The sequence below is a fragment of the Pseudomonas sp. P7779 genome, from assembly GCF_013386315.1.
Classification (GTDB): Bacteria; Pseudomonadota; Gammaproteobacteria; order Pseudomonadales; family Pseudomonadaceae; genus Aquipseudomonas.
Window position 1 is genome coordinate 46,532 of the sequence record NZ_JACARZ010000063.1, and the last position, 13,608, is coordinate 60,139.

General features: G+C 54.1%; 10 protein-coding genes and 2 pseudogenes. 6 read left to right on the forward strand and 6 right to left on the reverse strand.

Translation table 11 applies throughout. The annotated features are described in order from the left end of the window. Window positions 1-13: 13 nt before the first annotated feature. Window positions 14-1,594, forward strand: a complete 1,581-nt coding sequence (locus HX869_RS18660) for an ABC transporter ATP-binding protein (protein WP_178903478.1) — start codon at window positions 14-16, stop codon at window positions 1,592-1,594. 975 nt (window positions 1,595-2,569) lie between these two features. Here HX869_RS18660 and HX869_RS18665 read toward each other — a convergent pair. Beyond that, entirely contained in the window at window positions 2,570-3,403 is an 834-nt protein-coding gene (locus HX869_RS18665) for an HNH endonuclease (protein ID WP_178903479.1), read from the reverse strand. Then, window positions 3,396-5,027 carry an AAA family ATPase gene (locus tag HX869_RS18670; protein ID WP_178903480.1) on the reverse strand — a complete coding sequence of 544 codons (1,632 nt, stop codon included), beginning with the start codon at window positions 5,025-5,027 and terminating at the stop codon, window positions 3,396-3,398. Before HX869_RS18670 ends, HX869_RS18665 begins: the two co-directional genes overlap by 8 nt. Before the next feature lie 486 nt (window positions 5,028-5,513). On the opposite strand from HX869_RS18670, the pseudogene HX869_RS18675 reads away from it, so the two are divergent. Further along, window positions 5,514-5,681 (forward strand): annotated as a pseudogene (locus HX869_RS18675) (IS3 family transposase); the annotation flags it as partial. Here HX869_RS18675 and HX869_RS18680 read toward each other — a convergent pair. The 4 genes and pseudogenes from HX869_RS18680 to HX869_RS18695 all read right to left on the reverse strand — a co-directional run. Beyond that, window positions 5,677-5,769, reverse strand: a pseudogene (locus HX869_RS18680) (transposase); the annotation flags it as partial. The pseudogenes HX869_RS18675 and HX869_RS18680 sit on opposite strands and share 5 nt — an antisense overlap. Window positions 5,770-5,929: 160 nt before the next feature. After that, the gene (locus HX869_RS18685; RefSeq protein ID WP_178903481.1) at window positions 5,930-7,135 is read right to left on the reverse strand and encodes an MFS transporter; all 1,206 of its coding nucleotides are present in this window, start codon (window positions 7,133-7,135) and stop codon (window positions 5,930-5,932) included. 32 nt (window positions 7,136-7,167) lie between these two features. Next, window positions 7,168-8,364 (reverse strand): S9 family peptidase, encoded by a 1,197-nt coding sequence (locus HX869_RS18690; RefSeq protein ID WP_178903482.1) that lies wholly within the window; start codon window positions 8,362-8,364, stop codon window positions 7,168-7,170. Window positions 8,365-8,573: 209 nt separating this feature from the next. Further along, window positions 8,574-9,467: a LysR family transcriptional regulator gene (locus HX869_RS18695; protein WP_178903483.1), complete on the reverse strand. Its 894-nt coding sequence runs from the start codon at window positions 9,465-9,467 to the stop codon at window positions 8,574-8,576. Between the two features lie 217 nt (window positions 9,468-9,684). On the opposite strand from HX869_RS18695, the gene HX869_RS18700 reads away from it, so the two are divergent. The 4 genes from HX869_RS18700 to HX869_RS18715 all read left to right on the forward strand — a co-directional run bounded on the left by HX869_RS18700 (window position 9,685) and on the right by HX869_RS18715 (window position 13,604). Beyond that, window positions 9,685-10,803, forward strand: a complete 1,119-nt coding sequence (locus tag HX869_RS18700; protein WP_178903484.1) for an alkene reductase — start codon at window positions 9,685-9,687, stop codon at window positions 10,801-10,803. Window positions 10,804-10,907: 104 nt separating this feature from the next. Then, on the forward strand, window positions 10,908-11,621 hold the full coding sequence (locus HX869_RS18705) for a TetR/AcrR family transcriptional regulator (protein ID WP_178903485.1): 714 nt from the start codon (window positions 10,908-10,910) through the stop codon (window positions 11,619-11,621). Window positions 11,622-11,904: 283 nt separating this feature from the next. Continuing rightward, window positions 11,905-12,387, forward strand: coding sequence for a VOC family protein (locus HX869_RS18710; protein ID WP_178903486.1), 483 nt, complete (start codon window positions 11,905-11,907; stop codon window positions 12,385-12,387). Further along, on the forward strand, window positions 12,384-13,604 hold the full coding sequence (locus HX869_RS18715) for an FAD binding domain-containing protein (RefSeq protein ID WP_178903487.1): 1,221 nt from the start codon (window positions 12,384-12,386) through the stop codon (window positions 13,602-13,604). Before HX869_RS18710 ends, HX869_RS18715 begins: the two co-directional genes overlap by 4 nt. Window positions 13,605-13,608: the final 4 nt, after the last annotated feature.

Below are 13,608 nucleotides of genomic sequence, written 5' to 3' on the forward strand. Positions count from 1 at the left end.
AGCGAGCTGTGCCGTGACTGACACGTTGATTGAAATTCGTAACCTGAAAGTGGCGTTCGACGGGCACAAAGCGGTGCGTGGCATCGACCTGGATATTCACCCGGGCGAGTGCCTGGCGCTGGTGGGCGAGTCGGGCTCCGGCAAATCGGTGACCGCCCACTCGATCCTGCAATTGCTGCCGCCCCACACCACGCGTACCCAGGGCAGTATTCGCTACCAGGGCGAAGAGCTGCTCGGCGCGCGGCCGGAGCGTTTAAGGCAGATTCGCGGCGATCGCATCGCGATGATCTTTCAGGAGCCGATGACCTCGCTCAACCCGCTGTACAGCGTCGAACGGCAGTTGTCCGAAACCCTGCTGCTGCACAAAGGCCTGGGCGGTGCGGCGGCGCGTGAGCGCGTGTTGGAGTTGCTCGAACTGGTGGGCATCCAGCACCCGCGCCAGCGCCTGGCAGCGTACCCGCATCAGCTCTCCGGCGGGCAGCGCCAGCGGGTGATGATCGCCATGGCCCTGGCTTGCGAACCGCTGCTGTTGATCGCCGACGAGCCCACCACGGCCCTGGACGTGACCGTGCAGCGACGCATTCTTGCGCTGCTCAAAGACCTGCAGCAACGCCTGGGCATGGCGCTGCTGTTGATCAGCCACGACCTCAACGTGGTGCGCAGCATCGCCCAGCGCGTGGCGGTGATGCGCGCCGGCCAGATCGTCGAACAGGCCGACTGCCAGGCACTGTTTGCCGCGCCGCAGCACGCCTACAGCCGGCAGTTGCTCGAAGCCGAGCCAGAGGGCAGGGCGGTGGTGCGTGAAACGGCGGACAACCTGCTGGAGGTGGACAACCTCAAGGTCTGGTTCCCGCAAGGCGGCCTGCTGCGGCGCAAACCGCCGATCAAGGCGGTGGACGGCATCGACCTGCGCCTGCAACGTGGCAAAACCTTGGGCATTGTTGGCGAATCCGGCTCGGGCAAATCCACCCTAGGCCAGGCGATCCTGCGGTTGATCGACGCCCAAGGCAGCATTCGCTTCCAGGGCCAGGCCCTCGACGCACTCAAAGGCAAGGCCCTGCGTCCGTGGCGGCGCAAACTACAGGTGGTGTTTCAAGACCCGTTCGGCAGCCTCAGTCCGCGCATGAGCGTGCAGCAAATCATCGAAGAAGGCCTGCGCGTACACACGGACCTCAATGCTTGCGCGCGCGAAGCTCAAGTGATTGCCGTGTTGCGCGACGTCGGACTCGACCCCGATACGCGCCATCGCTTCCCCCACGAATTCTCCGGCGGCCAGCGCCAACGCATCGCAATCGCCCGCGCACTGGTGATTAAGCCGGATTTGATATTGCTCGACGAGCCCACCTCAGCCCTCGACCGCACCGTGCAAAAGCAGGTGGTGAGCTTGCTGCGCAGGTTGCAGGAGGAACATGGGCTGACGTACTTGTTCATCAGCCACGACCTGGCGGTGGTAAGGGCGTTGGCTCACGACTTGATCGTGGTGAAGGATGGCGTGGTGGTGGAGGCGGGGAGTACCGAGCAGTTGTTCGACGCGCCGGAGCATGCCTATACGCGGGATTTGCTGGTAGCGTCGTCGTTGAGGAATCGCGAGTAGTACAGCCTAGTGGGCGCTGATCTCACGCTTTACCGTCTGCAGTGCTTCTGCCAACAACCAGTCCCGGAACGTCGTCAGTTTGGGCAGGCTGGCGCACTCAGGCCGATAAATGACGTAGTAGGCCAGATCCGAGTGTTCGGCGTAATGGCGGTCGGGGTTTTTTCGTCGGGTGGGTTACTGTCGGCTTATGGCTGGAACACAGTGCTGTAGGTTTCGCTTTTACCGCTGGTGTTGGCTGTCGTCGCGCTGGCACTGACTGTCCCCAAGTACATGGCCGGTCGGTTTGATCTGAAAGGGCAAGGTGCGTTAGCCACTCGAGCGCATTTCCTGCTCAAAAAAATCCCGGGCGCTATACGTCATTTAACAAGTGGGCGATGTCAGATGTTCATAAGCAGTTCACGGGCCCGATTTTACTGAATCAGTGATCTCGAAATTAGCGCGACTGTTCATCGATGAATGTTCACGGACCTAGTTTTCCCCGCCATCCTTAGCCCCGTCGCCCGGCCTGTGACGGTCCCAGTCCAGAGGCTAAGCCCTTAATGCTGGAGTTCGGAAGGTGAGTTTGCCGGATGCTTACGAAAAGCGTGTGGCACAGATAGGAGAAAAAATCTGAGAAAATGGATGGTAAGGAGATCCCGCTTTTTCTTTGTCCTTCAAATATAACAACTCCGTTTTATTTTTTGTTTTATAGGGTTGACATTCGGAAATCATACAGAATTGTGATGTGCATCAGGGAAAATGGCTGATTTCTTTGGTTTCCGTTAGGTTTGTTTTTCAAGTGGCGTCTTTTGAACCCGTCGCAGCGACGACTTAAATGAAGCCGGTCAGCCTGTCATTTTTAGGGCTTTTTCGTGACCCTATCCGGGAGCTCGCAAGGGCAGAAAATAGGCTTGCTGAAAACCCTGTGGCAGATAAGCTGGTGTTGGACGTTCGCAAATCATCGCAGCGGGAGATGCTCCCGCTGCGTCACGGACGTCAAGGACGGGGAGTTGCGGGAGGAAGTGCTGCTATGTATTGCAGGGCTTCCAAATTCATGCTCAGACCGAGTATGAAACAGGATCGCCATCCGTTGAGGGAGCGGTCGGATGCCTCCTCAACCCTCTGCCAGCGCTGCAGGACCCTGATCACAGCATTGATGTCGGTCGGGTCATCAAAATAAGCGTAAGGGTCGAGAAGTATTGAACCCCATAGGTCGCGGATTTCTCTGTGAAAACCTGCTGGCACGATAATGTTGTCGATGTGCCACTTTGCAGTTACCAGCTCAGCGCCCGTGACATCATAAGGGATAGCATTGACCTCTGGTGCCTTCCAAGGAGGTGAGATCACGATGAGCATGATTCTGCGCTCTGCAAAGGCATCGAAATAAGGGTGAATAGGGCGTTCGCCGTCAAGCGCACCTTTGGTGAGGTTGCCTCTCTTCGTGTTGCAGTTGAAGCAAGCAGGCACCAGATTCTTTGAGTAGAAAGAAAACTCCGCATAAAAGCTTTTTGGCAGGTAATGATCGAGGGTGCCAACACCTCGCCCCCCGCACACCGGACAGGCGCCCGCCAGCGAATATCTTAATTGCTCTATAAAACCCAACGCCAAGGGTGGGCTTGTGTAGAGATGTTGCAAATGGGCTTTCTTATCCTCAAATTGCTGATCAACATCAACCAGCCACGGATTACCACAGCCTCGATCGTATTCCGCAAACCGTTCTCTCATAGCTGGCATGTGCGCCACGATGGCTTGCGCATTATCGGATTTTGAAGCCTCAAGAAGCTGCAAGTTTTCAATGTCATCTACGACGGGTAGCGGGATCTTACGCATTTTCGCTATCCATTTTTTTATGAAGCAGCATCAACGCTTCAGTACTTAGCTCACCCGAATACTTTTGCAAGGCCTCGGTAAATGTGCTGCTCTGATTTTTGGCATGAACGACGAGCTCCTCATAAAGGTGCATGGGAAGATCGTCGCCAAACACTTCATTAGAAATGGACGCAACGTTTGCCCCCAGGGTTTGGAGGCGAGGGTGGCTCACCTTTATTAACCCCTCTGACTCCCACATGACATGCACCTGAGCGCTTTGGACTTCGCGAACTACGAATGGCGAATGGGTCGCTATAATTGCTATGGACTGTGTTGCTTCTAGGATTTTATTGAGCGTTCGCATGAACCTTGAAATAAGGTTCGGATGCAAGAAGTTTTCAGGCTCATCAATGATAAACGCGGAAGAAGGGCCAGCGTTTGCAAGCGCTATCAGGCAAAAATTAATGAATGACTGCTGTCCCAAACTCAGGGGTCGTTCGCTGCCTCGCTCGTCGACAAACTTAATTGGACGGGAGTGATCAATCTGTGCGATCTGTTTCAGCTGGCTGAATTCTCCACCCCTCATCCAATCTTCAAAATTGGCGTGACCGCCTCGTTTGTTAGAGTTGGGCTCGTTATTGTTCGGGTGGTCGATCGGAATGTATAGCTGAAGATTTGGGAATTCAGCGGCGAGGACTTCTCGAAAAATGTCCAATGATTTATACATGGGGCCAAGACTGCGGGCGACATCGACCAGCAGTTGTGTCATAGGCACTGAGTCATATTTTTTGGGCGTAGCGGGGTTAAACGTGAATATCCGGGCTCTACCCATGCCTGCTTCTGAAGCAGGTGTAAACTGGCGGCGTGATGAGGTGTGAATGAAGGCCAGAACCTGATTAAGATCTGGGCGATTGGTGATCTCTACGCTCTTATTTTTTGTATCCGCCAAGCCGCGCGCCAGCTTTGCAAGCGATGCAGTTTTACCTGATCCGTTTTGGCCGATTATGACTGAAATTCGTCCTCTGAAGAAGTTTGACTTGTCGAATAGAAAGTTGAACGTAACGTTCGGCCCTTTTCCTATTAAAGCGGCGCTGAAGGTCTGGCGGGCATCCGCTACTTTGATGCTCAATCCTTGGATAATTCTCTTTGCCCGACGGAAGGCGAAATAAGCTTCGCTTGATCTGATAAAGCCCAAAGAAAATTCGGAAGAAGAGGTGAAACCGCGCCAGGATACATGGAACCCAGTTGCCACAGCGATGTCTTGAGCGGCTGTTAATAGCTCTCGTGCCCGCTTGGCTCCGAAGATGTTGTGCAGAAGATTGTAAGATTTGCTGTCGGAAAGTAAAGTTCTGAACGGTACTTTGAGCGAGCGGGCATCAATAGGCTCATGACTTTGTAATACGCTGTTGAAAAACTCATTCAGGTTGTTGTTTCCTTGGATGGCGCAGTGCCCATTGAAACTCTCGTATGCGCCGTCATATGTCCTGAAGTAGATTGCGCACCCCATTCCAAACTTTGTGTCTTTTCGATTGCTCAGCTTAGGTGTGATGACGATATCGTGTGAGTTTTTGTTAAAGTTGGGATAAGGGTCATGGTAGAAAAAAACTGTGACGGGTTCCGTCGGAGATGCCTTTTTTGTCTTCATTGAATTGGGTATCATTCGGGCAATAGAGTGTTTTGGAGACGCCGCTATCTATTAGCAGGGCTTAGTTATGCTGTGGCGAAATGATATCACGAAAATTGATGCCTCTACTGCACAGATAGCTCAGGCCAATCGTTACTGATCGATCACCGGCTCAGCGTGAGGAGGTGGATGTAATGGAGTTGAACCATTCCAAAGTCGATGCCGGATGCGGCTAATTGGTTAATCTAATCCGGGAGGCTCTTGCGGGTTAGATAGCGAGACAAAGCGGCCTGTGGCTCGGCACCAGGCGATCGTTGTGCCTGACTAGCTCTCGCCACTTTGGTGAATCCACGTTGCGTATGCCGATATCAACGTTTCGGGCAGGCTGGGTAGATTCCGCTCGGCCTGTGCGATCTCCGGAGCACTTTTGATGCATTCAGCTAGCCAGGTGATTAGCCGAAGGCGTGAGGTAGGGCATCGCATTACTTGACTTTCCAGAGCGTCGGCCAAACTACCCGAGCAAAAGAAGATCAACGTCTGCTTGGCTTGATCAAACACGCTTGGCTAGAAAGCGGAGGTGTATACGGCTACCGCAAAATTCACGATGACCTACGTGAACTGGGAAAGGCATGCGGGCGAAATCGAGTCGGGCGCTTGATGCAGGCGGAGGGGCAGCTTCGATATGGCTGTAGCCCTGGTCGAGCACCAGACTTGCAGCTTCGCGCTTGAACTCGGGCGTAAAGGAACGACGTTGCTTGGTCATCGGACACCTCTCTATGGCGAGCATTCTCGCCTAAATGGGTGTCCGGTTTCATTAGACCACTACAATGAGCCCACACCTGATTTTCTAGGCCCGTAGCTAAGAGAAGCTAGATAACTGTTTTGCAGAGCCGTCCTCTCTCTCCCGATTTTCTTAATTTTAATCAGCTTCTGCTCCTTCCACTCAACAACCTTGGTTCAGCTATTTCCCGCTTTATTCCGAGCAAAAATATCAGCAACGCAGCCAGCAGAAGTACGCTAGTGATCCAGTGCAGTTGTGAAACATCAATTCCACGCGCGATAGCGGCACCGCCGATGGCTGCTCCAGTCGCAAAGCCGATGTAAATGACGGAATGATTCAGTGCAATTAGAAGGGCGCTATTTTGCGGCGCCAGGTTGATCAAGCGTGCCTGTTGAGGAGCGAAGGTCGCCCAACCGGTGATCGACCATATGGCTAATGCACATGCGGTAGTTAACGTAGAAGTCGCACTTATCTGCATCATGGCTTGATTGATGGCTGCGATAGCCAAGCAAAATGCGAGAGGTGTTGTTACGCCAAAACGGTCGAGAAGACGACCGCCCAACTGGCTACCGATCAGCCCTCCGACACCGTATACGAAGAACAAAAAAATCACTGTCTGAGGATCATGACGCTCTGCAAGCATGGCGCCCAAATACGTGTAGCTAGTCAGGTTTGCGGTGTTCCAAAGCAAGCTGGGCAGCAAGGCCAGCAGAACCGTTGGCCGTATAAGGGGCGCAAATCGTGCTGCGTAAGTCAGCCGACTCGTATTCAGGTGTGATTGGTTTGCAAACGTACGACATGAAAGTGCAAATACAGCCCCCCCCGAGAGGGTCGCCACGAGCCAGAATGTAGCTCTCCAGCCAATCGCGTGGCCAATGGCCGCGCCGATTGGAACGCCAAAAACCGCGGCCGCAGTCAATCCCAATGCAACGGCGGACAGGGCCGCACCCTTGCGATTGGCTGGCGCAAGAGCGGTGGCCAGGGCATAGGCGGTTGAGGTGTACAGCGCTGCTGCGATGCCTGCAATGGCACGGGCGACCATCAGCAGTTCATAGGATTGAGCCAGGGCACAAAGGAAATTGCCGACAGCGAACATGGCCAGTGCTGAGATACACACACGCCGTTGGTTCAGTGTTGCAGTCATTGGCACTATCAATGGCGCGGCCAAGGCGTAAGTGAGGGCGTATGCGGTGACTGTAAGGCCCGCTGACTCAAGGCTGGTGCTCAGGTCTTGTGCCATGAGTGACAATACGCCGGAGACTACAAAGACGTCTGTTCCTATGGCGAAGGTGCCCAATGCAAGCAGCCAGATGACAGGGTTCAGTGCTGTGGTGGGTGCTTTACTCATCAATCATTCATCACTCTTTGCGCGTTCAACCCTCATGCAAATGTTTCGTCGAGCCAATCAAAAATAGTCTGATGAACGCGACTCATCGCCCCCATATGGCAATGCTCCCCGGCACCTTCGGAGGTCAGCAGTAGAGCCAGATGTTTTGGGCAGGTTAATACCGCATACACCTGCTCGGGTTGCCCTTTTAAAAACTGATCGTTTTCGGCGTCCAATACCAAGGTGGCAGCCTTGATCAAGTGAGCGCAGTCTTTCAGCGTGTACTGTCTGGTCATGCGGATAAACTCGGCGCCGGAGGTAACGCCAAACGTCCATTTGCCGTTATCAAGTGCCCATCGCTTGCCCGTGTTCAGGCGTCTGGCCAGGTTCAGCAACGGTTCCGCGAGGCTGTCCTGCTTGTTCGAGATCCATGTGGTCAGGAAAGAAGGGAGTGCGTTTCTAAACGCAAAATTAAAATCATAAAGCCCGTCATCCAGGATGATTGCAGCGACGCGATGCTCATACGCTGCAGCACGCGCGACCAGGTAGCCGCCAAGGCTGTATCCGAACAATGCGATCTTGTCGGCGAGCACTTCCGCACGCGTCAATGCAAAATCGATGACAGGCGTAATCACCGCCTCCCAGTCGTGCCGAAAGGGAATTCGCTGATCGCGAATAACCGATCCCTGGCCTGGGCCGTCAAACGCCAACACGTTATACCCACGTAACAGCGCCGCTGCGGCGATTGCGTAATAGGACTCTTCCTGAGTGGAGTCAAAGCCGTTGTTATAGATGATTGTGGGTTTGGGACTGCCCGAATGATCAGCCAGGAAAAGGTACCCCGGAAGGGTCGTTCCCTCATAAGGGATGGATACTATTTCGAAGGGGGTATCCAGAAGCTGTGCTGCCGAAATGAATGCCTCACGCGAGGCGTTACTGATTCGCGCAACGTCTTTATCCGTTTCAGGGTTGGCGCGTTTGAAAAACTCGGCCGTCCTGTAGTAATTAGCCGCTCTGAAAAAAGCTTCACGGGCGCTGACTCGGTGGCCACGCGCCAGAGAATGCTCTGCCAATCCCGCAACACGGTCCGCGGTGGCTTCCCACTCCCGTAGCCATGCTTCTTCGTTTCCTTCTGGAATGGCTTTAGCTGTCATAAGTACTTCGCCCAAATCAGCACCGCTGTAGCCAGCAAAACCGGCGGTTCTGAGGGTTTCGAAAGAAAAAGACTCATTTTTGAAAAGGAATTTCATGGCAGACACCCCGGCGCAGAAAATGGAATCGTATTCTCAGTGATGGAGCAAATGCAACGTTAATGTTCGATCGATAAATAAAGCGGATGAGTATTTGATTGAATCATAGACGTACATTCGGGAGTGCCGGCTCGATTACAGGGTTTCGATCATTTTGGCTTTACTAAAGGCATCCCGAGTGGAATGGCGCGCTTTGCCACGTCATCTGATCAAAGCAATTCGCTTAGAAATTCGATGAACGCATTGACTCTTCTAGAGCCTCGATAATTGGGCAGATAAAGCGCTGAGATGGCCGAGCTCGCGCTATTGGGGTTGACCACAAAAGATTCAAACAAGGACGTCAGCCTTCCGCTTTCGATATCTTCGCTGACGAGCCAGTCAGGCAACAGTGCCACGCCACCGCCTGCCAGTGCGACTTCGCGCAAGACTTCGGCATTGTTACTTTTGAGCCGGCCATCAACCGATACGCGGACCTCCCCACTGTCTTCCTGAAAGGTCCAGACCTGCTGCTGAGGGCCATAGCTGAAGCGCATACAGTCATGTTGCAACAGGTCGGTTGGCTGCTTTGGAAAGCCGCGTACGTCCAGGTATTCGGGGCTGGCGACTACTTTTCGGCGAAACGTACCTATGGCGCGGCTGACCACTCCGTCCATGGTTGCTGCTGTTCCCAGTCTGATAGAAAGATCGATACGCTCACCGAGCAAATCGACGATGTCATCCGACAAGGTCATATCTAATTCAAGGTCTGGATAGCGCTGTAGAAATGCACCGATATGAGGGCTGATCAATCGTCGTCCAAACGCGACAGGCACTGAAATACGTAATTGCCCGGTAGGTGCATCACCCCGATCCGTGACCGACGCATCAGCGTCAGCCATGGCACTCAGAATTTCCCGAGCCTTCAAATAATATGCGGAGCCCGCGTCAGACAAGGTGACTTGACGGGTTGAGCGATTGAGCAATACAGCGCCTAGTTCGGCTTCCAGCCCATCGATCATTCGCGTTACCGAAGAGGTTGCCAGGCCCAATTGTCTGGCCGCAGATGAAAAGCCCTTGGAGTCGACGGTCTGCACGAACATCTTCAGGGCCAGCAGCTTGTCCATAACACTCCTTAAACGGTATCAGCGCGTCTGTTGGTGCAGTTGATAGCGATCAGAGATTCTTCTCTGACCGCGCATGTCGAGATCCGCAGGGTGCTTTGCGCATTGCGCAAGATTGTGTTGCAGATCGCACCGATTCTCCTGTTGAGACAGCGCCGCTACCTTGCACGCCTGAAACCTATTCATGCGCGGCGTAGCCCGCTTATCTACAGGAAAGCCTATGAAACTTTTCGACCCCATTACAATTGGCACTCACACTCTCAAGCATCGTATCGCGATGGCTCCCCTGACGCGCTCGCGTGCCGGTCAACCAGGTAACGTGCCGACGCAGTTGAATGTCGAGTATTACCGTCAACGTGCAAGCGCCGCGCTAATCATCACAGAGGCTTCTCAAATTTCACAGCAGGGTCAAGGTTACGCCTGGACTCCAGGTATCTACACGCCCGAGCAAGTTGCTGGATGGAAGGCCGTCAGCGATGCCGTTCATGCCGAAGGCGGTACGATATTCTTGCAGCTTTGGCACGTGGGTCGTATCTCCCATCCCAGTTTTCAACCCAACGGTGGATTGCCGGTCGGGCCGAGTGCTTTGAGTGTAGAGGGCGGCAATACATTCATTATTGATGAAGAAGGCAATGGCGTCTGGGGTGACGTTCCAGTACCACAGGCCCTGACAATCGAGGGTATCCAGTCAATTATTCAGGACTACCGTGTTGCCGCGCGTAATGCTGTACTGGCGGGTATGGATGGCGTAGAAATCCATTCTGGCAATGGGTATCTGCTAGACCAGTTCATCGATTCCAACAGCAATAAGCGTGATGATATTTACGGAGGGAGTATTGAGAATCGTGCTCGACTTTTGCTCGAAGTCACTCAGGCAGTGATTGAGGAAGTGGGGGCTCACCGTGTCGCGGTACGCCTGACGCCCATGGGGCGTTTCATGGGCATGGGAGATGCGACACCAGAAGCGACATTCGGTTATGTGGTGACGCAGCTCAACACGATGAATCTGGCCTATCTGCACCTGGTCGAACCGGTCATTGTGGGCATCGAGCGAGATGAAAACTTCGATCCGCGCTGGGACACGATCATCAAGCAGCTTCGTGAGAGTTACAGCGGTGTGCTGATGCTCGCCGGTGGGTACGATCAAAAGACTGCCGAGGCTGCACTCGAAAGTGGGCGAGGGGACATCATTGCATTCGGGCGTAACTTCCTCGCCAACCCCGATCTCCCAGCGCGTTTCAAGGCAAACCAGCATTTGAATCCGGCTGATGGCGCCACGTTCTTTGGTGGCGATGCGACGGGTTACACCGATTACCCCGCTCTGGCAGATCATGCCTGAACTGGCGCGTGAACGTTGAACCCCATCGGTAGAGAGCCTGGCCATTCATAGCCAGTGCATTCTTTTGTTTTGTATGATGCCTCAATCAGCTCGAGCGAGGCGTTATGCAAGACTCAAAAAAGGTCAACAACAAGGCCTCCGGCAAGGTGGCGCAGACAGCCGCGGTGGTCAAATCGACCGCACGGCGTTTGTCGCCCGAAGTCAGAGAACAGCAAATCGTGCAGAAGGCGATAGAGCATTTTGCGACGTGCGGATTTTCGGGCAGTACGCGCGAACTGGCGCGCCAACTTGACGTCACCCAACCGCTGCTCTACCGATACTTCCCCAGCAAAGAAGCACTGATTGACCGCGTATACGATGAGGTCTATCAGTGGGATGACGCTTGGGAGTCCATCATAAAAGACCGCTCGGAAGGTCTTCAGTCTCGCTTGGTGCGTTTCTATACCGCTTATGCCCAGGTGATCCTGCGACGAGAATGGATTCGTATCTTCGTGTTTGCCGGTTTGACTCGCGAAGGTATCAATGATCGCTATCTGGCCAAATTGCGCGAGCGGGTCTTCATTCCCGTTATCGCGGAAATTCGCCACGCGCATGGTCTGGCGCCGTCAGCGAGTGCGACGATCAGTGAAAGCGAACTCGAACTGATCTGGAGTTTGCACGCCAGTATTTTTTACGTGGGCGTTCGAAAGTGGATCTACGATCTTCCCGTGACTGAGGACATAGACGTGCTGATCAAGCAAATGGTCGACGCGTTCCTCAACGGCAGCCCTCACACCCTGCAACAACTGGATAGCGACGCGCTCGACATCCACTCTTGAGTTGAACAGCGATGCCGCCCCTGTGCGGCGTTGAACACTGCTTTTAGACGTCTGCATTACTGGCTGTCATTACTTTCCTTGGCGATTTGCGCAAAGGGTGATGGATGGCGCGCCCCCCGCTTTCGCGCTAAGAAAACTCCCTGACACCCGCCTGATAAGCCTTCCGAATCGGCGGCACGCAGCATTGCGCGCACAAAAATATGCCCCCCAACCTATTTACTTCAAATTCGTGAAGCTCTATTGTTTATCAAGTGATAAATAAACACAAAACGTTGGAGGCATCATGCAAGTCTTGAAGCTCGCTCACTATTCAATACGCTCGTTCGATCTGGAAAAATCGAGCCGATTTTATGAAAAAGTGCTTGGGTTTACTCCCGGCTACCGGCCGCCGTTCGATTTTCCCGGCGTCTGGCTGTACATGGGCGGCGACGAGAAGGATTACGGCACGGTTCACATTATCGGGATTGATCCGAATAACCCCGAAGGCCTCAAGCAATACCTGGGTGATAAAGAAATCCCGCAGACCGGCACCGGTACCGTCGACCATATTGCGTTTCTGGTCACCGGCCTGGTCGATTTCTGGAGCGTTTTCAAAGCCGAAGGGGTTGCTTGGCGTGACCGCACCGTTCCCAGTCTTGGCCTTCATCAGGTGTTTATCGAAGACCCTTCAGGCGTGACCATCGAGCTCAATTTTCCGGCATCGGAAATTCAAGCGGTCGGTTCTTATGCAGACCATGTGGCGGCCATGGGAGGAGAGCGGTCATGACTCATTCTTCGAACAAGCGCCGGGCTATTGTTGTGGGTGGTTCTCTGGGAGGGCTGTTTGCAGCGAATATGCTATTGCGCAAAGGTTGGGATGTAGAGGTCTTCGAGCGCGTGCCGGATGAGCTTGCCGGACGTGGCGCCGGCATCGTGACGCACCCTGAGTTGTACGAGGCGATGGCAGTGGCGGGTATTCCTCTCGACACCTCCATCGGTATCGATGTGCATTCACGCGTTACCCTGGCACAGGGCGGTAGCGTCGTACTTGAGACGGCACACCCGCAGACTTTGACCGCGTGGGGGAAGATGTACCAGGTGCTTCGCGCGGCTTTTCCAGATTCTCAGTACCGCTGCGGTGGCAATGTAATCTCGGTCGAAAGTACTCCGACGCACGCCAGTGTCACGTTGGCCGACGGGACAACCCACCAGGCCGATCTCATTATCGCCGCGGATGGATTTCGCTCGACCATTCGCCAGCATTTTTTACCAGACGTGCACCTGCAATATGCCGGGTATGTTGCCTGGCGCGGACTGGTTGATGAAAGTGCGCTCTGCGACGCCACTCACACGGCGCTTTTCGACAAGTTTGCATTTTGTTTGCCGCCTCAAGAGCAAATTCTGGGCTACCCCGTAGCCGGGCATTCCAATAGTACGGCTGCAGGCCAGCGTCGCTACAACTTTGTGTGGTATCGCGCGTGCGACGACGATGCCTTGCGCGACTTATTGAGGGATGAAAGCGGTAAACAATTTGAAGGCGGAATTCCTCCCGGGCTGATACGCGGTGACGTGCTTGATGCTATGTACAAGGCAGCCGATACCTTACTGGCTCCCCAGTTTGCCGAAGTCGTAAGAAAGGCGTCTCAACCGCTGTTTCAGCCGATTTACGATCTTGAAGTTCCGAAGATGAACTTCGGCCGTATTGCTTTAATCGGTGACGCCGCGTTTGTAGTGCGTCCTCACTGCGGCATGGGTGTTACCAAGGCTGCCGGCGATGCTTTGGCCATTGTGGAAGCACTGGAGCGTCATGCATCTGTTGAGCTCGCATTGGCAGACTTCAGCGAACAGCGCTGCCAATTCGGGACGTCGATTGTTCAGCATGCGCGGCACTTGGGGGCCTATATGCAAGCGCAACTGAAAAACGAAGAAGAGCGCGAAATGGCTGAGTTGCATAGGACTCCGGAAGCCGTCATGCGTGAAACTGCCGTGCCTGTGAGCTTTTAATTCG

Coding starts and splice junctions, on each gene's coding strand:
- HX869_RS18715 (WP_178903487.1), top strand. CDS start 12,384: ATGACTCATTCTTCGAACAAGCGCCGGGCTATTGTTGTGGGTGGTTCT.
- HX869_RS18700 (WP_178903484.1), top strand. CDS start 9,685: ATGAAACTTTTCGACCCCATTACAATTGGCACTCACACTCTCAAGCAT.
- HX869_RS18710 (WP_178903486.1), top strand. CDS start 11,905: ATGCAAGTCTTGAAGCTCGCTCACTATTCAATACGCTCGTTCGATCTG.
- HX869_RS18695 (WP_178903483.1), bottom strand. CDS start 9,467: ATGGACAAGCTGCTGGCCCTGAAGATGTTCGTGCAGACCGTCGACTCC.
- HX869_RS18665 (WP_178903479.1), bottom strand. CDS start 3,403: ATGCGTAAGATCCCGCTACCCGTCGTAGATGACATTGAAAACTTGCAG.
- HX869_RS18685 (WP_178903481.1), bottom strand. CDS start 7,135: ATGAGTAAAGCACCCACCACAGCACTGAACCCTGTCATCTGGCTGCTT.
- HX869_RS18705 (WP_178903485.1), top strand. CDS start 10,908: ATGCAAGACTCAAAAAAGGTCAACAACAAGGCCTCCGGCAAGGTGGCG.
- HX869_RS18690 (WP_178903482.1), bottom strand. CDS start 8,364: ATGAAATTCCTTTTCAAAAATGAGTCTTTTTCTTTCGAAACCCTCAGA.
- HX869_RS18670 (WP_178903480.1), bottom strand. CDS start 5,027: ATGAAGACAAAAAAGGCATCTCCGACGGAACCCGTCACAGTTTTTTTC.